At 63.3% G+C, this 19409-nt stretch carries 18 protein-coding genes and 1 tRNA gene; 3 read left to right on the top strand and 16 right to left on the bottom strand.

The window, feature by feature from the left end:
* The first annotated feature begins 187 nt into the window (after positions 1–187).
* The gene (locus tag GPT34_RS10460; RefSeq protein ID WP_291011937.1) at positions 188–1753 is read left to right on the top strand and encodes an ATP-binding protein; all 1566 of its coding nucleotides are present in this window, start codon (positions 188–190) and stop codon (positions 1751–1753) included.
* Positions 1754–1835: 82 nt separating this feature from the next.
* Here the strand turns inward: GPT34_RS10460 and GPT34_RS10455 are convergent.
* From GPT34_RS10455 to GPT34_RS10410, 10 genes are all read right to left on the bottom strand, one after another.
* A tRNA-Gly gene (locus GPT34_RS10455) sits at positions 1836–1909 on the bottom strand.
* Positions 1910–1943: 34 nt separating this feature from the next.
* Positions 1944–2726 (bottom strand): 5-oxoprolinase subunit PxpA, encoded by a 783-nt coding sequence (locus GPT34_RS10450; protein WP_291011934.1) that lies wholly within the window; start codon positions 2724–2726, stop codon positions 1944–1946.
* A gap of 30 nt (positions 2727–2756) precedes the next feature.
* The gene (locus GPT34_RS10445) at positions 2757–3812 is read right to left on the bottom strand and encodes a biotin-dependent carboxyltransferase family protein (protein ID WP_291011931.1); all 1056 of its coding nucleotides are present in this window, start codon (positions 3810–3812) and stop codon (positions 2757–2759) included.
* Entirely contained in the window at positions 3809–4558 is a 750-nt protein-coding gene (gene pxpB / locus GPT34_RS10440) for a 5-oxoprolinase subunit PxpB (RefSeq protein ID WP_291011930.1), read from the bottom strand. Before pxpB ends, GPT34_RS10445 begins: the two co-directional genes overlap by 4 nt.
* 10 nt (positions 4559–4568) lie before the next feature.
* Positions 4569–5861 (bottom strand): TRAP transporter large permease subunit, encoded by a 1293-nt coding sequence (locus tag GPT34_RS10435; protein WP_291011929.1) that lies wholly within the window; start codon positions 5859–5861, stop codon positions 4569–4571.
* Positions 5862–5882: 21 nt separating this feature from the next.
* A complete protein-coding gene (locus GPT34_RS10430; protein ID WP_291011928.1) occupies positions 5883–6398 on the bottom strand; it encodes a TRAP transporter small permease subunit in 516 nt (171 codons plus the stop codon).
* A gap of 66 nt (positions 6399–6464) precedes the next feature.
* Entirely contained in the window at positions 6465–7430 is a 966-nt protein-coding gene (locus GPT34_RS10425) for a TRAP transporter substrate-binding protein (protein ID WP_291011927.1), read from the bottom strand.
* 24 nt (positions 7431–7454) lie between these two features.
* Complete coding sequence (locus GPT34_RS10420; RefSeq protein WP_291011925.1) at positions 7455–8267, bottom strand: putative hydro-lyase; 813 nt, start codon at positions 8265–8267, stop codon at positions 7455–7457.
* A gap of 108 nt (positions 8268–8375) precedes the next feature.
* The gene (locus GPT34_RS10415; RefSeq protein ID WP_291011923.1) at positions 8376–9275 is read right to left on the bottom strand and encodes a LysR family transcriptional regulator; all 900 of its coding nucleotides are present in this window, start codon (positions 9273–9275) and stop codon (positions 8376–8378) included.
* A 225-nt stretch (positions 9276–9500) separates the two neighbouring features.
* A complete protein-coding gene (locus GPT34_RS10410) occupies positions 9501–9932 on the bottom strand; it encodes a DsrE family protein (protein ID WP_291011921.1) in 432 nt (143 codons plus the stop codon).
* Positions 9933–10176: 244 nt separating this feature from the next.
* Here GPT34_RS10410 and GPT34_RS10405 point away from each other — a divergent pair, with 244 nt between their 5' ends.
* Complete coding sequence (locus tag GPT34_RS10405; protein ID WP_291011918.1) at positions 10177–10635, top strand: glycine zipper 2TM domain-containing protein; 459 nt, start codon at positions 10177–10179, stop codon at positions 10633–10635.
* A 12-nt stretch (positions 10636–10647) separates the two neighbouring features.
* On the opposite strand, the gene GPT34_RS10400 is transcribed toward GPT34_RS10405, so the two are convergent.
* The gene (locus tag GPT34_RS10400) at positions 10648–11109 is read right to left on the bottom strand and encodes an LEA type 2 family protein (protein WP_291011915.1); all 462 of its coding nucleotides are present in this window, start codon (positions 11107–11109) and stop codon (positions 10648–10650) included.
* The gene (locus GPT34_RS10395) at positions 11106–12584 is read right to left on the bottom strand and encodes an NAD-dependent succinate-semialdehyde dehydrogenase (RefSeq protein WP_291011912.1); all 1479 of its coding nucleotides are present in this window, start codon (positions 12582–12584) and stop codon (positions 11106–11108) included. The genes GPT34_RS10400 and GPT34_RS10395 overlap by 4 nt, the downstream gene beginning before the upstream one ends.
* A 248-nt stretch (positions 12585–12832) precedes the next feature.
* Here GPT34_RS10395 and alaS point away from each other — a divergent pair, with 248 nt between their 5' ends.
* Entirely contained in the window at positions 12833–15475 is a 2643-nt protein-coding gene (gene alaS / locus GPT34_RS10390; protein ID WP_291011910.1) for an alanine--tRNA ligase, read from the top strand.
* Positions 15476–15494: 19 nt separating this feature from the next.
* Here alaS and GPT34_RS10385 read toward each other — a convergent pair whose 3' ends face one another.
* From GPT34_RS10385 to GPT34_RS10370, 4 genes are read right to left on the bottom strand one after another with little or no spacing between them, the layout of a single operon-like run.
* Positions 15495–16715, bottom strand: coding sequence for a CoA transferase (locus GPT34_RS10385; RefSeq protein ID WP_291011908.1), 1221 nt, complete (start codon positions 16713–16715; stop codon positions 15495–15497).
* On the bottom strand, positions 16712–17494 hold the full coding sequence (locus GPT34_RS10380) for an enoyl-CoA hydratase/isomerase family protein (protein WP_291011906.1): 783 nt from the start codon (positions 17492–17494) through the stop codon (positions 16712–16714). Before GPT34_RS10380 ends, GPT34_RS10385 begins: the two co-directional genes overlap by 4 nt.
* A gap of 44 nt (positions 17495–17538) precedes the next feature.
* The gene (locus GPT34_RS10375) at positions 17539–18822 is read right to left on the bottom strand and encodes a TRAP transporter large permease (RefSeq protein WP_291011904.1); all 1284 of its coding nucleotides are present in this window, start codon (positions 18820–18822) and stop codon (positions 17539–17541) included.
* Positions 18819–19355: a TRAP transporter small permease gene (locus GPT34_RS10370; protein WP_291011901.1), complete on the bottom strand. Its 537-nt coding sequence runs from the start codon at positions 19353–19355 to the stop codon at positions 18819–18821. Before GPT34_RS10370 ends, GPT34_RS10375 begins: the two co-directional genes overlap by 4 nt.
* Positions 19356–19409: the final 54 nt, after the last annotated feature.

The raw sequence follows: 19409 nt of genomic DNA, 5'->3' as shown, positions 1-19409 counted from the left end.
TGTACGTGTAGGTCGCTCCGTCGCGCTGGCTTGCGAGTGACCCAGATCACTAAGGCCAAGTGATTTACTCTTGATTGTGTAGCGCCGGTCGGTGATAAAGAGCGTGGTCCTCTAAATCAGAGGCCTGATCCAGGCCCATCTGGGCCGGTACTACTTGTGAATTACCTGGTGATTTCCCCCCCCATCTATGATCAGTCCTGAAAACGAATTAGACGACCTCACTTCCTGGCTCATGATTTTGGAGCGGGTCGTAGAGGAGAGCAGCAACATGGTGGTCGTGACTGATGCCGATCGCCGTGTGACTTGGGTCAACCAGACCTACACTGCCGTCACCGGCTGGACTCTCGACGAGGTGCGGGGACTCCCTGCAGGTGCAAGAACCCACGGACCTCTTACCGACAAACGCGTGACCGAGCAACTTGGCAATACTCTGCGTCAAGGAAGGTCTGTGTCAGGCGTTGAGGTTGTCAATTATCGCAAGAGCGGTGAGCCTTACACCTTGCTTCTCAACATCGAACCAGTTCGCAATATTGACCGAGAGGTGATCGCGTACTTTTCCATCCAGATGGATGTCACCGAGAGGCGAAAACTCGAGAAATCTAATGCCCAGCTGCAATACCACCTCCAAGCAGCTCAGCGGCTCCTGAAGCTTGGGCTGGTTAAATTTGATCGGGTCACGCAACAACTGAAATGGACTTCGGAGATCAACGAGATCTTTGAGATTGACAAGTCAACCACGGGTGGCAGCTTAGGAGACCTGCGGAAGTTCGTTGCGATCGAAGCCTTGCCAGAACTCCAGGAGCGAATCGACAAGAGCCTTGCTACAGGCGAAGAGTTTGACCACGATTTCCCCATCGTCACAACCAATGGGCATCGGAGATGGGTGCGCGTCTGCGGTGTCCCAGAGCGCCAAGATCGGAACTGGCGCGGACCTGAGACCTGGACCATTCAGGACATATCGGTGTACAAGGAGCTGTATGAGCAAAAGCGATTGAACAATGAAAAGCTGCGCATCATGGTGGGAGAGCGGACTACGAGGCTTGAAGAAGCAAATCGGTCTCTGGAGGTCTTCTCTCATGCGCTTTCGCATGACCTCAAGAAGCCGGTTCGGCATATGGCCAGCTTCTCTGAAATCGTGAAGTCATCCATCGTTGCAGGCGATGTCGATGCTGCGATGGTCTATTGCGACAAGGTTATTTCAGCAGGGAACAGACTCTCATCTCTAATCGATGGAATGCTTGCTTTCTCTCGATTGGGCCGAAAGGGTATCCATTGCTGCATGGTGGACATGAGAAAGCTGACGACCGAATGCATCGGTGAGGTCTCCGCGTCATTTCCGTCTCAAGCCTTTACAGCCTCTGGAGTTGACGATCTGCCAGTGGTCTGGGCTGATCCTGTTTTGACACGAGAAGTCTGGTCGAACCTCTTGGACAATGCTTTCAAGTACTCTGGGATGCGAGAAGTCACTTGTTTGAATTTCGCAAGTGTGGAATCGGTTGATGGTTGGACCTTGTCAATCAGAGACAACGGACTCGGCATAGAGGCTGGTGACGCATTGGACATCTTTGGGATGTTCACCCGGGTCGACGCTGATGCCTCAATCAGTGGTGACGGAATCGGTCTAGCCATGTGCAAGCGAATCATCCAGTCTCACGGTGGTCGTATCTGGGTAGAGTCAGCGCAACAGGAGGGCTCCACGTTTTGTGTCTACTTGCCGCGAACAGCACCATCATCTGGCTTTGGCGAGATCTAGGTGCATTCTTGACGCAGTGTCTTGATTCGCCAATGAGAAAGGCCGTCAGGTGCATGTCCTTGACGGCCTTTGGCGACTCGTGTGGAGCGGGTGAAGGGAATCGAACCCTCGTATGAAGCTTGGGAAGCTGCCGTTCTGCCATTGAACTACACCCGCAGTGGTGCAGAGTTTACGCCATCGCAGGGCACTCTCAAGCTTGGACAGACTCGGCCAGCACGGCTGGCAGACCGGTCAGCGTCCAGCCTGCGGTTTCAATGGCACCGCGCAGGCGGCGGGCGTTGGTGACTGCGCCCGGTGTGTCCCCGTGTACGCAAATGCTGTGGAAGTGGGTGGGCAGTCGCTTGCCGCTTTGCGCCACGATACAGCCAGAGTCCAGCATGCGCATGACGTGTGCGACCACCTCGTCAGGGTCGTGGATGACGGCGCCAGGCTGACTGCGTGGGACCAGGTTGGCCGAGTCGTTGTAAGCGCGATCAGCAAAAATTTCTGCGGCGACGGCCAGGCCTGCGCGCTGGCCGGCGGTGATCATCTCCGAGCGTGCGGGCGCCAACAAGATGAGTTCGCGGTCGATCGCGCGCACCGCGCGGGCCACGGTGTCGGCAAGCGCGGCGTCTTCGCAGGCCTGGTTGTTCAAGGCGCCGTGCGGTTTCACGTGGGTCAGACGACCACCTTCCGCGGCGGCCATGGCCGCCAGGGCGCCGATTTGATAGATGATGGCGGCTTCCAGTTCGGCTGGCGCCATCTTCATCGGCCGCCGGCCAAAGCCCTGCAGGTCGGGGTAGGCGGGATGGGCGCCCAGGCTCACACCTGCAGCCAGCGCAGTGCGCACGGTGGTGCGCATGACCAGCGGGTCCCCGGCGTGGAATCCGCAGGCAATGTTGGCCGTGCCCACCACTTGCAGCAGGGCCACGTCCTCGCCCATGGTCCAGGCGCCGAACGATTCGCCCAAGTCGGCATTCAGGTTGATGTTCATATCTTGATCCAGAGGCTTGGGGTTCGTGATTCAGAGGATCTCTGTCAGTGGTCTGTGTTCAGCCGACAAGGCGTCAATGAAGCCGCTGACCAGGTTGCCAGCATAAATCGCTGCCTCATCGACGCCGCCCAGCATCAGTGGCCGCAGGCTGGTCAGCAGGGCCCGCGTCTCGGCCTCCGCTGCACGCGCCAGGTTTTCCCCCATTTCGGTGTCGATGAACATAAAGCGCAAAGACTCGCCGGGACGCGCAGCTGCGAACCGCGGCAGATCTGTGCTGATCACGGTAGCGATTTTGGGGTAGCCACCGGCCGTTTGCGCATCTGCCAGCAAGACGATGGGCTGGCCCGTTCCAGGCACCTGGATCGATCCGGGCACGGTGGCATCGGACACGATTTCCGGCGAGCCGATGTGTTCCAGGGCGGCGCCTTCCAGGCGCACGCCCATGCGGTCCGCCTCGGGAGTGACCTGGTACGGCGTGTCGACCAGGTTCGCGAGCGCAGCGACCGAAAAATGATCGGCCTGTGGACCTGCGACGAGGCGGATCGGCCCGCCGTCCACGGTCGGGGCAGCGGGCAGCATGGACTCTGGGCGGTCAGCCGCGGCCGTGGCGGGCAAGGTGGAGCCGATCGACAAGGCGCGACCCTCCACGCCGCCAAGCGCCGCACGCGCGTAGGTTGACACGCTGCCCAGCACCGTCGGCAAGGCCATGCCCTCGATGGCGATCACCGCCACCCGGCCGCGCTCCAGTCGGCGCAAGCGCAGGGTGTCGCCCTCGGTCAGGGTCAAGGAGCGCCATGCGCCCAGCACACGGCGTTCGCCCGCGCTCTCGATTTCGACCACCGCATGGCCGGCCACCGCCAGCCTGACGTTGCCGCCTCGCGCGACCAGCTGCAGGCCGCCGTCAAAACATTCGATCACCGGTGTGCCGTCTGCGTTGCCCACCAGCGCATTGGCCACGCGCATCAGGCGCGGATCGAGCACACCCGCCCAGGGCACCCCTACGCGCCGGTAGCCCCGGCGACCGGTGTCCTGTACCGACGCGTAGGCGCCGGGCGAGATCACTTCGATGTGGGGTTCCGCCGTCATGCCGCGCCCTGTTCATCGGCGAGCCAGTGTGTCGGGTCGACCTCGCCGGCCTGGCTGGCCGCCTCCATCTTCAGGAACTCGGTGTGCGACACGGGCTCGAAACGAACGCTATCACCCGCCGACAACAGCGATGGCTCTTCCCGCGTTGCATCGAACAGCGGAACCGGGCAGCGGCCCAGCAGGTGCCAGCCGCCGGGACTCTCCCAAGGGTAGATAGCGGTCAGCCCGCCGGCAATGGCGACACTGCCTGCGGGCACGCGCACGCGGGGCTGCGTTCGACGCGGCAACCTCAGCCGCTCGGGCACATCACCCATGAACGGGAAGCCGGGCAGGAAGCCCAGCATGTAGACGCGGACCTCGGTGCCGCTGTGCAGCGAGATCACTTCGTCTTCGGTGGCGCCAATGGTCTGGGCGGTGGTCGCGAGATCGAGGCCCAGCTCGCCTTCGTAGCAGACCGGCAGGCGCCATCGGCGGCCTTCGATGGGTGTGGCGTGATCGGCGCCATCGAACAAAGGCTTGAGGGTGTCGAGCAAGGTCTGCTGACGGGTTACCAACGGGTCGTAAAACACCGTCAGCGAGCGGAAGGTCGGCATCGTCTCGATCAGGCCTGGCAGGCGCCCGGCGGCTTGCTCCTGGGCGATGGCGGCGTCCAGCGCATGCACGCTGGCGAGCAAGCCGGGGTCGATGCTGTTGCCCAGCTCGATGGTGAAAGCCGCGTCGCCGGCATCCAGAAGGCGCAGCGTCATCTGGCTACCCTCACATCCGGTTGGGCAGATAGAGGATCAGGTCTTGCCCGAAGTACGAGAGCACGGCCGCCACCAGCATCATCAGAAACATCGGCGTCGCGGTGCGCGCGATGTAGGTGAGCGGATGTTTGGTGAGGCCTTGCAGCACGAACAGGTTCAGCCCCACAGGCGGCGTGATCTGAGCGAGCTCGACCAGCAGCACGGTGAACACACCGAACCAGATCAGGTCAAACCCTGCGGCCTGTACCGTTGGCAGCAGCACGCCGATGGTCAGCACGACCATCGAGATGCCGTCCAGAAAGCAGCCCAGCACGATGTAGAAGAGGGTCAGCGCCAACACCAGCGCGAAAGGCGACAGGTTTTGTGCTGTGATGAATTCGGCGAGGTGCCGTGGCAGGCCGACAAAGCCCATGGCCAGCGTCAGGAAGGCCGCTCCCGCCAGGATCAGACCGATCATGCAATAGACCCGGCAGGCCGCGCCCACGCCCTCGGTGAAGGTCTTCCAGCTCATGCTGCCTTCCACCGTGGCCAGCACCAGCGAGCCGAGCACGCCGATGGCGGCCGCCTCGGTGGCGGTGGCCACGCCGGTGTAGATCGAGCCCATGACCGCGCCGATCAGCAGCACCACGGGGATCAGATGGCGCGACGCATACAGCTTGGCCATGAAGGGCATACCCATCTCAGCGGCGGGGATCTTGCTCGGGTTGAAGAGCGACCAGACAATGATGTAGCCCATGAACAGCGACGCGAGCACAATGCCTGGCACGATGCCGGCAATGAACAGTTTGGAGATGGACACGTCGGCCGCGACGCCGTAGACGATCATGATGATCGACGGGGGGATCAGCAGGCCCAGGGTAGCCGCACCAGCCAGCGAGCCCACGGCCAGCGATTCCGGGTAGCCACGCTGGCGAAGTTCCGGCAGCGCAATGCGCCCGATGGTGGCGCAGGTCGCAGCGGACGAGCCCGAGACCGCGGCAAAAATGGTGCTGCCGATTACGTTGACGTGCAGCAAACGGCCCGGCAGTCGGTTCATCCAGGGAGCGAGACCCTTGAACATGTCTTCGCTGAGCTTGGTTCGGAACAGGATCTCACCCATCCACAGAAACAGCGGCAGCGCGGTCAGCGTCCAGCTCGACTGCGCGCCCCAGATCGTCAGGACCATGCTGTCGCCGACCGGACGGCTGGTGGCCAGCTCCATCGCGATCAGACCCACGGCCAGCAAGGCCATGCCGATCCAGAGACCTGACGCCAAAGCGATGAATAACGCCGCAACCAGGCCAGCGGCAATCAGAACATCCATGTTTCTCTCCTTGGGTGCGCGTTAGTCAGCGTGGGTCACTTCGTCGCTGGCTTCGGCGAAAAATGGCACACCCGTGAATCGGGACCAGAGTGCTTGCGCGAAGGCCATCGCAAAGCCCACGCAGCCCAGAGCCATGCTGAGCTGCGGAATCCACATGGGCGTGGCGTCACCTGTGAAAGCGACGTCGTGCAGCGTGTAGGACACCCACACCAGCCGAATGGAGAACCAGGCAAGAAAGATGGAGATGCCCGTGCCGAGCAACAAGGCGACGGTCTCCATGACCCCTTTTGCGCCAGGGCTCACATGGTCCAGCAGCAGCGTGGCACGGATGTGCTCGTTACTTTGCAATGTGGACGGCAGCGCAAGGAACAAGGCTGCCGCGATGGCATAGCCTGCATAGCCGTCAAGCCCCGGAATGTTCCATAGAAAAATGCGCGCCATGATGTTGAGCATGATCGACACGAAGGCGGCGATCATGGCCACGCCGGCCAGCACAAGCAGAACCTTGTAAAAACCAAAAGCCAGTCGATTCAGCATCGCGCACTCCAGACGGTGGTCGGGCGGCGCCTGGCCCGAGCGGGCCATGGCGCTTAGCAGGAGGGCTTACTTCTTGCGGTAAGCGTCGATGATGGCCTTGCCGTCGGCGCCGGTAGAGGCCAGCCATTCTTCTGTCATCGTGTCACCGATCTTCTGCAGTGCGGCTTTCACGCTCTCGGATGGCTGCGCGATGGTCACGCCGTTGGCCTTGAGGATCGCGATCGAATCCTCGTCTACCTTTTCGCTGGCCTTCCAGCCGCGCGTTTCAGCATCGGCTGCAGCCTTCATCACCGCGTCCTGTGTCGCCTTGTCCAGCGCGTCAAAGGATTTCTGGTTGACGGCGGTCACGTTGCGCGGCAGCCAGGCGTTGACCGGGTAGAAGTACTTCACCTGCTCGTACAGCTTTCCGTCGGCTCCACTGGCACTGCTGGTCAGGAAGTTGTTGGCTGCGCCAGTGGCCAGTGCCTGGCCGAGTTCGGGCAACTGGATGGTCACCGGCGAAGCGCCCAGCATCTGCGCGATCCTGGTAGTGGCCGGGTTGTAGGCGCGCATCTTGGTGCCTTTGAAGTCGTCGGCGCTGGTGATCGGCTTGACCGAGTACAGCGACTGGCCTGGCCATGGCACCGAGAACAGCATCTTGATGCCCTGGCTGGCGAGCACCTTGGTTTGCACCGGCTTGGTGGCTTCCCACAGGCGCTTGGCATCGGCGTAGCTGGTGGCCAGGAAAGGAATCGAGTCGGCGCCAAACAGTGGGTTTTCGTTGGCGAGGCCCGAGATGATGAATTCCCCGGCTGGTGCCATACCGGTCTGGATCGCGCGCTTGATCTCGGGCTGCTTGAACAGCGAGGCACCCGAGTGCACGGTGATCTCCACTTTGCCACCGGTGGCGGCTTTCACGTCAGCTGCGAACTGCTCGAGGTTCTTGGTCTGGAAGGTGTTGGCGCCGTAGCCGCTGGGCAGGTCCCATTTGGTCTGGGCGCTGACCGCGGTCGCAAGGCTGATGGCTGTGAGGCCGAAGATGATGGATTTCATGAGGTTCTCCTGTGGGAATGCCATTCAGTTGCTGGCGAGTTGGTGGTTCAGTAGGTCGGTGATCAGCATCGACCCCGGGGCGTGGGTGATGCAGAACGACGGCCGAGCCCGCTTCAGTGCCGCCTGTGGCGTGACGCCACAAGCCCAGAAGACGGGCAGCTCATGCGGCAGCACGGTGACCGCGTCGCCGTAATCGGGCCGGCTCAGATCGCTGATGCCGATCTGGGCCGGGTCGCCGATGTGGACCGGGGCGCCATGCACCGCCGGGAATCGAGAAGTGATCTGGACTGCGCGGATCGCGTCGGCCGCCACCAGGGGGCGCATCGACACCACCAGCGGGCCGCCAAAGGCGCCAGCCGGCTGGGTTTCGATCGAAGTGCGGTACATCGAGACGTTGCGGTCTTCTTCGATGTGGCGCACCGCAATGCCTTCGGTGCGCATGGCCCATTCGAAAGAGAACGAACAGCCGATGACAAAGGAGACCAGATCGGGGCGCCAGACGGCGCTCACGTCTTCGCACTCATCAACCATTTCGCCGTCGCGCCAGACACGGTAGCGCGGCAGGTCGGTGCGCAGGTCGATGTGATGGCCCAGCCTGGGCAGTGACGGGTCGCCAACCTCGCCCACGCTGATCACTGGACAGGGCTTGGGATTGCGTTGACAGTAAAGCAGGAAGTCATGAGCATCAGCCGCAGGCAGGACCACCAAGTTGCCTTGCACGAGGTCATCGGCCAGTCCGCTGGTGTGGCGGTTCAGCTCACCGCTGCGGATGCGTGCACGCAACTCTGAGCCACGGCGCGCGGCGTCTGCGTTGAAGTTGAATGCGGTGCCCTGCATGTGGTCCCTTCCTGGTTCTTGAAATGCATCCGGGATCCAGTCCCGGTGTCATGAACGCATCTTGCGGGTGATCCAAAAGCAGGGCAAACAAAAAGTTTCTCGCTCAGTTCATCGATTTAATCGATGCTTCGGGTTTACCCCAAGATGGTTCAAAACGCTGTCGATCAGCGTTTTTTGGGCCACTAGCGTGGGGTCGATCCGCCAGCTCAGGTGGGTCGGTAGCGCCGGAAGGATGATGTCGCTGGCCAGTGCTTTGAGTGGCATGCGGCGGCGCAGCCGCTGCAGCACCAGAGCGGGCAGGGTGGCGATGCCCAGCCCGTCTTCAACCAGCTGCGACATGGCGCTGATGGAGGACACGGTGTGTACGCGCGTAGGTTCCACGCCCGTGCGCTTGAGCATGTCGAGCAGGGCCAGGTGCGGCTGGGAGCCGCGCTGGAAGGTGATGAGCTCCTCTGCAGCCAGCTGCGCCGGTGTCCAGCGGCGGCGGCGGTGCAGCTCGGCGTGGCCGACAAACTTCATCTCCATCGAGGGCAAGGCCAGCGACCGCACGCTGTTGCCAGTCGCGGGCAGGGCCGCGATGGCCAGATCCAGGGCGCCGCGCGACAGCAGATCGACCAGCACCGGTGAGGTCTCCACCGTCAGCTCCAGGGCCAGCATGGGATTGGCCTTGTGCAGCGATCGCACCCAGTCCATCAGCCAGGAGTGCGAAGCCGATTCAAACGCGCCCACCTTGAGCACCACGGGCTGGATCGCCGCCGTGCCCATTTCCGACTTGATCTCGCGCTGCAGATCCAGCAGGCGCTCGGCATGCACAAAAAACCGCTGGCCTGCCTGCGTGATGCGGAACTGCTTGTCGCGCCGGTCCAGCAGCTGCACGCCCAGCTCCTGCTCCAGCATGGCAATGCGGCTCGACATGGCCGACTGGGTCAGGTGCAGCTTCTCTGCCGCGCGCGTCACACTGCGCAGCATCACCACCCAGTAGAACGACTCGACGGATCGCAGGTTCACGGTGTGTTTCCTGATGCCTGTGCGGGTGCACGGGTCGCGGTGGAGCGAGACTGGCCAAGGTGCTTGCCGGGCCCCATCAGTCAGTGGCTTGGCCCAGATACCCTGTATCCGCGCGAATCGCGTGCAGTCAAAAGCTGGCCACACAAAGCGTGGCCAGCTGTTTGGAGTCTATCGGGCTTTGTCCGTCTGCCGGACAGGCAGCTGGGGCCATGTCGCCCCGTCGACTTAGGGTCGGATGTACGACCAACCTTCGCGCTGCCGCGTCATCAGCTTCACCACGCCCGCTGGCACGTAGCCGATGCTGGCGTTCATGTCTGCCGTGTTCAGCTTCTGGGCCTTCATGGTGTTCTGGCAGGCGACGATCTGCACGCCGGCCTTGCTGGCTTCGGTGACGCGGTTGGCGGTGGGCGAATCTGCCTTGAGCATGCCGATGCCCGGGCCGTAGGCCACGATTTCCACCTGCATCGGGCGCGAGCCGTATTCCTGCTGCACGTTCTTGGCGTTGTTCAGCGCCAGGTTCCACTTGGCCGGGTCGTTGTCGCTGACCTGGAACACCACCCGGTGAGGGGTGGTGGCCTGCATCGGGGTGGCACAGCCGCCCAAGGTAAGCGCCCCTGCGGTGAGCACAGAGGCGAGGAAGAGGGTGGGGCGGGTCATGGGGTGTCTCCTGCAGGATGAGCGACTGAGTGAAGGCCTGCGTGGACTTCTATCGATCAGTTTGTAGCAATATTGTTGAACTCAATTGCTTGCCCGTGAATAGGGTTTTGGAGCGTGTCCGAGACAGCACCAGGGCACTTTTGGAGACAAGTCTCAAATGCGCCCCGCATTTGACCCCGATCAAGATAACTCCCTGGGGTATGCCTATGCTGAAGTCATCTTCAACCGATTGAAAGGATCTGACATGACCACGCATCGCACCCTATTGGCCATCCCGCTGGTTGCTCTGGCGCTGGTTGGCTGCAACACGCCGCCGACCCAGGAGCAGTCCGGCATGGTGGTGGGCGGAATTCTGGGTGGCGTCATCGGCAATCAGGTGGGCCGAGGCTCCGGGCGCACCGTGGCCACCATACTGGGCACCATCGTTGGCGCCAGTATCGGCGGCAACATCGGCCGCTCGATGGACGAGACCGACCGGCTCAAGACTGCGCATGCACTGGAGTCGGTGCGCACCTCGGTGCCCTCGACCTGGGTCAATCCCGACACTCGCAACCAGTACACCGTGACGCCGACGCGCACCTACGAATCAGCAGCAGGCCCCTGCCGCGAATACTCGGTGAAGGCGCTGATTGGCGGCCAACCCGAAACGGTTTACGGCACTGCCTGCCGTCAGGCCGATGGCAGCTGGAAGGTAATCAACTGACGCGGGGCGCCTTCAGCGCATGCCCTCTGGCAGCTTGAACTCGCCTTCCGAGCTGAACCGCGTGTTGCGCCACTGTGGGCCTGAGAGCTTGCCGCTGATGACGTAGCTGATGGCGCTGGCATCGCCCTGCGCCATGCCCAGAGCCTGGCGCAGCATGGCCACCGCCGGCACACTCACCGGCACGCTGACCACGGCCTCGCCAAAGCGCGGTACCGCGCCGCGCATGTCGCTCACGCCGCTGGCGAAACGCTTGCCGCGCACGTCCATCTCCAAATACACGCCGTCGTACTCGATGGGCGTGTCGTTTGGGTTGATGACGCGCAGCTTCACCAGCATGCGCAGCTCCATTCCCTGGCCCTGCAGCGGTTGGACACCCACCACATCGACCTGTGGCGGATCACCCGGCATGAAGCTGGCGCAGGCGCAGAGCGCCAGCGTCACCAGCAGCACCAGCGCACGGCGCAGTGCGCTCATTTCTGGATGTCCCCTAGGCAGAGGTACTTGATTTCCACGTAGTCGTCCATGCCGTGGTGTGAGCCTTCTCGGCCCAGGCCTGACTGTTTCACGCCGCCAAAGGGCACGTGTTCGGTGGCCAGGATGCCGACGTTGATACCCACCATGCCGTACTCTAGCGCTTCGGCCACCCGGTAGATGCGGCCGATGTCGCGGCTGTAGAAGTAGCTGGCCAGACCGAACTCGGTGTTGTTGGCCGCGTCAATCGCTTCCTGTTCCTGCTCAAACTTGAACACTGGCGCGAACGGGCCAAAAGTTTCTTCTTTGGCGCAGAGCATGTCGGCCGTGGCATCCGCCACCACGGTGGGCTCGAAGAACTGGCCGGCCAGGCGCTTGCCGCCGGCTACGACGCGGGCACCCTTGGCCACCGCGTCGTCCACGTGGCGCTGCACCTTTTCCAGCGCCGCCTCCTCGATCAGTGGACCCTGGTTCACGCCTTCTTCAAAACCATTGCCGACCTTGGCGGTCTTCACCTTAGCGGCGAACTTCTGCACGAACTCGTCGTACACGCCGCTTTGCACATACAGGCGGTTGGAGCAGACGCAGGTCTGGCCGGCGTTTCGGTACTTGCTGGCAAAGGCGCCTTCGACCGCGCTGTCGATGTCGGCGTCATTGAAGACGATGAAGGGGGCGTTGCCACCCAGCTCCAGCGACATCTTCTTGACCGTGGGCGCGCTCTGCGCCATCAGGATGCGGCCCACCTCGGTCGAGCCGGTGAAGGAGATGTGGCGCACCACATCGCTGGCGCACAGCACTTTGCCCACCGCAATCGAGTTGTCGGCGTCGGCCGTGATCATGTTGAGCACGCCAGCCGGGATGCCGGCGCGGATGGCCAGTTCGGCCGCGGCCAGCGCGGTCAGCGGCGTGAGCTCGGCGGGCTTGATGATGACTGGGCAGCCGGCGGCCAGCGCCGGGGCGACCTTGCGGGTGATCATGGCCAGGGGAAAGTTCCAGGGCGTGATGGCGGCGCAGACACCGATGGGCTGTTTCAAGACCATCAGGCGGCGGTTGTTATCGAACTGCGGCAGGGTCTCACCGTTGACGCGCTTGGCTTCTTCGGCGAACCACTCCACAAAGCTCGCACCGTAGGCCACTTCGCCTTTCGCCTCGGGCAGTGGCTTGCCTTGCTCGGCCGTCATGATGCGACCCAGATCGTCCTGGTTGGCCATCAGCAGGTCGTACCACTTGCGCAAGATGATGCTGCGCTCCTTGGCGGTCTTGCCCTTCCAGGCGGGCCAGGCGGCGTTGGCGGCGGCAATCGCCGCTTCGGTGTCTGCCGGGCCCAGGTTGGCCACGTCGGCCAGTTTGAGACCGGTGGCCGGGTCCAGCACGTCGAATCGGCTCGCGCCCTTGAGCCACTGGCCGTTGACCAGGGCATCGGTCTTGAGCAGGGTCGGGTCTTTGAGCTGGGCCAGGGGGGAAGTCTTCATGTCCATGGTGTGTCTCCGTTGGGAAAGGGGTGCTGTGAAGGTCGCCAGCGGGCCACGTTTCACGTCATGGGGAAGCATAGCCCTTTGCTGCTGTGACTGCAGAGCCGCCAGCGACCGGGTCGCCAGGGCCAATGAGGGCGCAAGCCGGAGCCGGTCGCGCTGGGGTCGACCGCGGAAGTGTTGGAAAATAGGAGGTTTGGTGCCCGACCTGCTGAGCACCCGCCCTGACCGATCCGAACCCACCCAAGGCCATCATGACCCGCCCCGAAACCGTCACCGCCCCTGTGGCCACCGTTGCCGACATCCGCAAGACCTTTCTGGACTTCTTTGCCTCCAAGGGCCATACCGTGGTGGCCTCCAGCGGTCTGGTGCCCGGTAACGACCCCACGCTGATGTTCACCAACTCGGGCATGGTGCAGTTCAAGGACGTGTTCCTCGGCACCGACAAGCGCCCCTACGTGCGCGCCGCGTCGGTGCAGGCCTGCCTGAGAGCCGGTGGCAAGCACAACGACCTGGAAAACGTGGGCTACACCGCACGTCACCACACCTTCTTCGAGATGCTGGGCAACTGGTCGTTCGGTGACTACTTCAAGCGCGAGTCGCTGAAATGGGCCTGGGAGCTGCTCACCGAGGTCTACAAGCTGCCGCCCGAGCGCCTGTTGGCCACGGTGTACGAAGAGGACGACGAGGCCTACGACATCTGGACCAAGGAAATCGGCCTGCCGCCCGAGCGCGTGATCCGCATCGGCGACAACAAGGGCGGGCGCTACAAGAGCGACAACTTCTGGATGATGGCCGATACCGGCCCCTGCGGCCCCTGCAGCGAGATCTTCTATGACCACGGCCCGCACATCCCCGGTGGCCCGCCCGGCAGCCCGGATGAAGACGGCGACCGCTTCATCGAAATCTGGAACAACGTGTTCATGCAGTTCGACATGGCCGAAGACGGCTCGGTCAAGCCGCTGCCTGCGCCCTGCGTGGACACCGGCATGGGACTGGAGCGCCTGGCGGCCATCCTGCAACATGTGCACAGCAACTACGAAATCGACATCTTCGATGCGCTTATCAAGGCCGCTGCTCGCGAGACCGGTTGCAGCGATCTGGCCAACCCCTCGCTGAAGGTGATCGCCGACCACATCCGCGCAACCGCCTTCCTGGTGAGCGACGGCGTGATCCCAAGCAACGAAGGTCGGGGTTATGTGCAGCGCCGCATCGTGCGCCGCGCGATCCGCCACGGTTACAAGCTGGGCAAGAAGACACCGTTTTTCCACAAGCTGGTCGCTGATCTGGTGAGGCTCATGGGTGAGGCCTATCCGAGCCTGGCGGCGCAGGAGCAGCGCATCACCGACGTGCTCAAAACCGAAGAAGAGCGCTTCTTCGAGACCTTGGCCACTGGCATGGAAATCCTGGACGGCTCGCTGGCGGGGGGCGTGAAACAGCTTCCCGGCGAAGTGGCTTTCAAGCTTCACGACACCTACGGTTTCCCGCTCGATCTGTCGGCGGATGTGTGTCGTGAACGCGGCTTGACGGTGGATGAAGCGGGCTTCCGTGCCGCCATGGATAAGCAAAAAGCCGCTGGCCGCGCAGCCGGCAAGTTCAAGATGGACAAGGCGCTGGAGTACAGCGGTGCTGGCAACACCTTTGTGGGCTACGATAAGCTCGAAACGCCGGCCAAGGTGGTGGCGCTGTACCTCGACGGCACCCCGGTGGCGGAGCTCAAGAGCGGCCAGCAGGGCGTGGTGGTGCTGGACGCCACACCGTTTTACGCTGAGAGCGGTGGTCAGGTGGGCGACGAGGGCGCGATCCGCACGCCAACCGCCACCTTCGCCGTCGGAGACACGCAGAAGATCAAGTCCGACGTGTTTGGCCACCACGGCACGCTGGAGCAGGGCACGCTTGCCGTGGGAGATGCGGTGAGCGCACAGGTGAACACCGAGCAGCGCGGCGCCACCATGCGCAACCACTCGGTCACCCACCTCATGCACAAAGCGCTGCGCGAAGTGCTGGGCGGCCATGTGCAGCAAAAGGGCAGCCTGGTCGACGCCGACAAGACGCGCTTTGACTTCACCCACAACGCGCCGGTGACCGACGCGCAGATCCGCGAGATCGAGCAGCGGGTCAACGCCGAGATCGTGGCCAACGCGGCCACCCAGGCGCGCGTGATGGACATCGACGCCGCGCAGAAGACCGGGGCTGTGATGTTGTTTGGTGAGAAGTACGGCGAGACCGTGCGCGTGCTCGACATTGGCAGCAGCCGCGAACTCTGTGGCGGCACGCACGTGGCCCGCACCGGCGATATCGGCTTCTTCACCATCACCGCCGAGGGGGGAGTGGCTGCGGGTGTGCGCCGCGTGGAAGCGGTCACCGGTCTGAACGCGCTGAGCTATGTGCAGGGCATGGAAACCACGCTGGGTGGTGTGGCGGGCACGCTCAAGGTGACGCCGCACGAAGTGCCGGCGCGTGTCGGCGCCTTGCTGGAGCAGATGCGCGACCTGGAAAAAGAAATGGGCGCGCTCAAGAGCCGGCTGGCGTCGGCCCAGGGTGAGGAGCTGGTAAACCAGGCGGTGGAGGTCAAAGGCCTCAAAGTGCTGGCTGTGCTCCTGCCGGGAGCCGATGCCAAGGGCCTGCGCGAGACCATGGACAAATTGAAAGACAAGCTGAAAACAGCCGCCATCGTGCTGGCCGCGGTGGACGGTGACAAGGTGCAGATCGCTGCAGGAGTGACCGCCGACAGCGTGGGCAAAGTGAAGGCCGGCGAGCTGGTCAATTTTGTCGCGCAGCAGGTTGGCGGTAAAGGCGGCGGCAAGCCTGACATGGCAATGGCTGGTGGCACCGATGCGAGCGCCCTGCCTCAGGCGCTGGCGTCTGTGCAAGCGTGGGTGGCCGAACGGGTCTGAGGCGGGGTGAGTGGGTCGCTCAGTCGGCCTGCGCAACGACGCCGCGCTCAATCAGCGCGCTGATCTCGTCATCGGCGAGTCCGTATTCGGCCAGCAGCTCGCGGGTGTGCTGACCCAGTAACGGGGCTGGTGCGCGGCTGTCGGTCGGCGTGGCGGAGAACTGGATCGGGCAGCCGATGGCGTGAGTGGTACCTGCCTCTGGGTGCTCCAGTTCCAGCACCATGTGGCGCGCCAGCGTCTGCGGGTGAGACAGCGCTTCGCCGATGGTGTGCACCGGGCCGGCGGGGACGCCTGCGGCGTCGAACGCGGCCTGCCACGTGGCTCTCGTGCGCTGGCGCACCACGTCATTCATCAAATCCACCAGCGTTTCGCGGTGCGCCATGCGGTCTCGGTTGGTGGCGAAGCGCGGGTCTTCGCGCCACTCCGGGTGACCCAGCACCGTGCAGATGCGCTCCCAGTTGGCCTGGTTGGCACCCCCAATGTTGATCCAGCCGTCGCTGGCCTCGAAGGCCTGGTAGGGCGCGGTGAGGATGTGGGCCGAGCCTGTGGGCTGTGGCGTTTGTTGTGTGGCGAACCAGACCGCAGCGTGCCAGTAGGTCTGTTGCAGTGCCGCGTCGGCCAGCGAAGTGTCGACCAGCTGACCTTCGCCGGTCTTGAGCTTGTGGATGTAGGCGGCTAGGATGCCGAGTGCGCCCAGGATGCCGGCGTTCATGTCCGACACCGCGCTGCCGCTTTTCGCGGGCGGGCGGCCCGGCTCGCCAGTGATCGACATCAGACCAGCGAAGCCTTGCGCGATGAGGTCGAAGCCCCCTTTGTCGGCGTAGGGACCGGTGCGCCCGTAGCCGCTGATGGCGCAGTAGATCAGCCCCGGGTTTTCTGCCTTGAGCGTTTCGTAGCCCAGGCCCAGCTTGTCCATGGTGCCACCGCGGAAGTTTTCCACCAGCACATCGGCGTGTTTCACCATGCGCAGCAACAGGGCGCGCCCCTCGGCGTGCTTGAGGTCGAGCGCCAGGCCGCGCTTGTTGCGGTTCATCATCATGAATGGCGCTGAGACGCCGTTCACTTGCGGGTCGCGGTAGCCGCGCGCATCGTCGCCGCCTTCCAGCTTTTCAAGCTTCACTACGTCGGCTCCCATGTCAGCCAGCAAAAGGCCGCAGGTCGGGCCGGACATGATCTGCGCGATCTCCAGCACCCGCAGGCCGCCCAGTGGGCCGCTGCGCGGCGTTGTAGCCGGCTTCATTGGCCGCTCCAGACGGGAGGGCGCCGGGCCACAAAGGCCTGCACCCCTTCGTGAAAGTCCTGACTGCCGTAGGCCGCACGAATGAGGTCATCGGCCACAGGCAGGTCTTGTGTGATCAGCCGCGCCAGCGCCACCTTGCTCACGCGCTGGGTGATGGGGGCCAGCGCGCCCAGCTGCTGGACCAGTTCGGCGGTGGCGGCGGCGATGTGATCTGCCGCCACCACTTGGTGCAGGTAGCCACAGGCCAGCGCCTCTTCAGCCTGAATGAACTCGGCCAGCATCAGCATGCGCTTGACGCGCTGGTGGCCGAAGGCGGCACGCAGGCGCGCCACGTTGGCCAGGGACAGGCAGTTACCCAGCGTTTTGGCGATGGGCACGCCCAGGCGCGTGCCCGGCGTGGCCAGGCGGAAGTCGCAGGCGGTGGCGATCGCCAGGCCGCCACCCACGGCCCAGCCTTCGATGACGGCCACGGTGGGCTGGGGCAATTCGCCCAGCAGTTCTATGCAGGCCTCGATCTGGCGCTCGTAGGCCACGCCGTCGTCGGCAGACTGGAACTGGGTGAACTGTTCAATGTCGGTGCCGGCCACAAACGCCTGGCCGCCTTCGCCGCGGAACACCACTGCCTTCACGTCGCGGTCGCTTGTCAGCTGTCGCGCGATGGCCACCAGCTGCTCGTACATGGGCCAGGTCATGGCGTTGCGCGCCTGGGGCCGGTTGAAGGTCACCGAGGCCACGTCGGCCTCAATGACCAAGCTCACTTCACCAGTGTCTGAACTCATGGTCTAAGCCTTGCGAGGAAGAGGCGCCGCGTTGCCGAGTGGGTTCAACGGTAGAAGTACTCCACCAGGAACATCGGGATCGCCGGGATGTAGGTGACCATGAGCAGCAGCGCCACCAGGATACCGATGAAGGGCAGGTTGACGCGGGTCACCTTCCACATGTCGGCCTTGGCGATGGAGCATGCGGTCATGAGCACACTGGCCACGGGCGGTGTCTGCTGGCCGATGCCCAGGTTGAGCGTGACGATCAGGCCGAAGTGGACCGGATCGATGCCGACGGCCTTCACCAGTGGCATGACGATCGGCACCACCAGGATGATGGCCGCGGCCGAGTGTAGGAACAGACCCACCATCAGGAAAAATATGTTGAGGATGGCGAGCACCGCGTAGCGGTTGTCGGTGAGTGCCGAAATCCAGGAGGCTAGTTGCTGGGGCATTTGCTGCTCGGTCAGCAGACTTCCCAGCAGGGCAGAAGCGGCCACCAGCAGCATCACCACTGCGGTCTGGATGCCGCCTTCCACCATGCACTCGTAGAGGTGCTTGAGGTTGAGTTCGCGGTAGATCACACCGCCGATGAAGAGCGCAGCGAGCACCGCGAGCGCGGCGCCCTCGGTGGCGGTGACCACGCCACCAAAGATGCCGCCCAGGATGATCATCGGCAGCAGGAAGGCCCAGGCTGCGTCTTTGAAGGTAGACCACAGCTTCTTCCAGCTGAACACCTCTTCGACGGGGTAGTTGTAGCGCTTGGCGTACCAGTAAGCCAATGCCATCATGCCGCCGCCGCCCATGATGCCCGGAATGATGCCAGCCACGAAAATTTGCACCACCGATGCCTCTGCCATCACCGCATAGAGAATCATGGGGATGGAGGGCGGGATGATGATGGCCAGCGTGGCTGATGACGAGGTAACGGCGGCTGCGAATTCCTTCGGGTAGCCCTTCTTCTTCATGGCCGGGATCAGGATCGATCCCATGGCGGCCACGTCGGCCACGGCAGAGCCTGATATTTCGGCGAAGAACAGCGATGTGCCGATGTTCACCATCGCCAGACCCCCCTTGATGAAGCCGAACAGCGCCGAGGCGAACGCGATGAGGCGCCGCGACAGGCTGGACGAATTCATGATGGCGCCGGCCAAGATGAATAGCGGGATCGCCAGCAGCGGGAAGCTGGTGGCACCCGAAAACATGGTGATGGCCGCGCTCAGTAAGGCGTCGGTTCCACTATGCAACACCATGGCCACCATGGCCACCACGCCCAGGGAAATGCCGATCGGTACGTTGATCAGGATGAGGGCCAGCAGGCCCACGAACATGAGGATGGCGGTCATTTCTGAAGAGCCCTCTCAAGTTCTTTCTGCATTTCCTGCTTCTCTGCGTCGATCACACCTGCGCCGCGTGCCTGGGCCAGCAGTTCCGGCAAGCTGAACAGCTGGGCCAGGATGAACAGCAACGCCCCAATGGGGATGACCGACTGGGTCAAGCGTGTGGGCACCCAGGGCAGGCTGACCATGCCGTCACCTTCCAGAATCACCAGCACCTGAAAACCGTACCAGGCGAGCACGGCAAAGAAGCCGATCACAACCACCTCGCCTAGCAGTACCACGGGCACGCGTAGCATTGGCTGCATCGCATTGACCAGCCCAGGAAAGCCGATGTGCGCCCGCTTGAGCGCCGCCAGCGCCGCGCCGTAGTAGGTGAGCCAGGCCAGCGCGATGGACGCGACCTCGTCGTACCAGACCATGGAGATGCCGAGTTTTCGGTAGGTCACCCCCATCAGGACGATGACGGCAAGCGAGGCCAGCAGCAAGATGACGAACGCCGTCAGCGCGCGATCAAACGCGGTTCTCAGAGTGAAGAACACAGTGAATCATCCTCGGGGGCTGGCGCGGCCAGCGGGTAAAAATGAGCGTCCATG

It is taken from the genome of Hydrogenophaga sp. (assembly GCF_011390835.1).
Classification (GTDB): Bacteria; Pseudomonadota; Gammaproteobacteria; order Burkholderiales; family Burkholderiaceae_C; genus Hydrogenophaga.
Note: the sequence above shows the minus strand (reverse complement) of the source record. Positions and strands in the feature narration are given on the sequence as shown.

Bases quoted from the DNA above. Each gene is read 5' to 3' on its own strand.
- GPT34_RS10375 (WP_291011904.1), bottom strand. From the start codon at position 18,822: ATGACCGCCATCCTCATGTTCGTGGGCCTGCTGGCCCTCATCCTGATC.
- GPT34_RS10395 (WP_291011912.1), bottom strand. From the start codon at position 12,584: ATGGACATGAAGACTTCCCCCCTGGCCCAGCTCAAAGACCCGACCCTG.
- alaS (WP_291011910.1), top strand. From the start codon at position 12,833: ATGACCCGCCCCGAAACCGTCACCGCCCCTGTGGCCACCGTTGCCGAC.
- GPT34_RS10420 (WP_291011925.1), bottom strand. From the start codon at position 8,267: ATGCAGGGCACCGCATTCAACTTCAACGCAGACGCCGCGCGCCGTGGC.
- GPT34_RS10405 (WP_291011918.1), top strand. From the start codon at position 10,177: ATGACCACGCATCGCACCCTATTGGCCATCCCGCTGGTTGCTCTGGCG.
- GPT34_RS10445 (WP_291011931.1), bottom strand. From the start codon at position 3,812: ATGACGGCGGAACCCCACATCGAAGTGATCTCGCCCGGCGCCTACGCG.
- GPT34_RS10400 (WP_291011915.1), bottom strand. From the start codon at position 11,109: ATGAGCGCACTGCGCCGTGCGCTGGTGCTGCTGGTGACGCTGGCGCTC.
- pxpB (WP_291011930.1), bottom strand. From the start codon at position 4,558: ATGACGCTGCGCCTTCTGGATGCCGGCGACGCGGCTTTCACCATCGAG.
- GPT34_RS10385 (WP_291011908.1), bottom strand. From the start codon at position 16,715: ATGAAGCCGGCTACAACGCCGCGCAGCGGCCCACTGGGCGGCCTGCGG.
- GPT34_RS10435 (WP_291011929.1), bottom strand. From the start codon at position 5,861: ATGGATGTTCTGATTGCCGCTGGCCTGGTTGCGGCGTTATTCATCGCT.
- GPT34_RS10460 (WP_291011937.1), top strand. From the start codon at position 188: ATGATCAGTCCTGAAAACGAATTAGACGACCTCACTTCCTGGCTCATG.
- GPT34_RS10380 (WP_291011906.1), bottom strand. From the start codon at position 17,494: ATGAGTTCAGACACTGGTGAAGTGAGCTTGGTCATTGAGGCCGACGTG.
- GPT34_RS10425 (WP_291011927.1), bottom strand. From the start codon at position 7,430: ATGAAATCCATCATCTTCGGCCTCACAGCCATCAGCCTTGCGACCGCG.
- GPT34_RS10410 (WP_291011921.1), bottom strand. From the start codon at position 9,932: ATGACCCGCCCCACCCTCTTCCTCGCCTCTGTGCTCACCGCAGGGGCG.
- GPT34_RS10450 (WP_291011934.1), bottom strand. From the start codon at position 2,726: ATGAACATCAACCTGAATGCCGACTTGGGCGAATCGTTCGGCGCCTGG.
- GPT34_RS10430 (WP_291011928.1), bottom strand. From the start codon at position 6,398: ATGCTGAATCGACTGGCTTTTGGTTTTTACAAGGTTCTGCTTGTGCTG.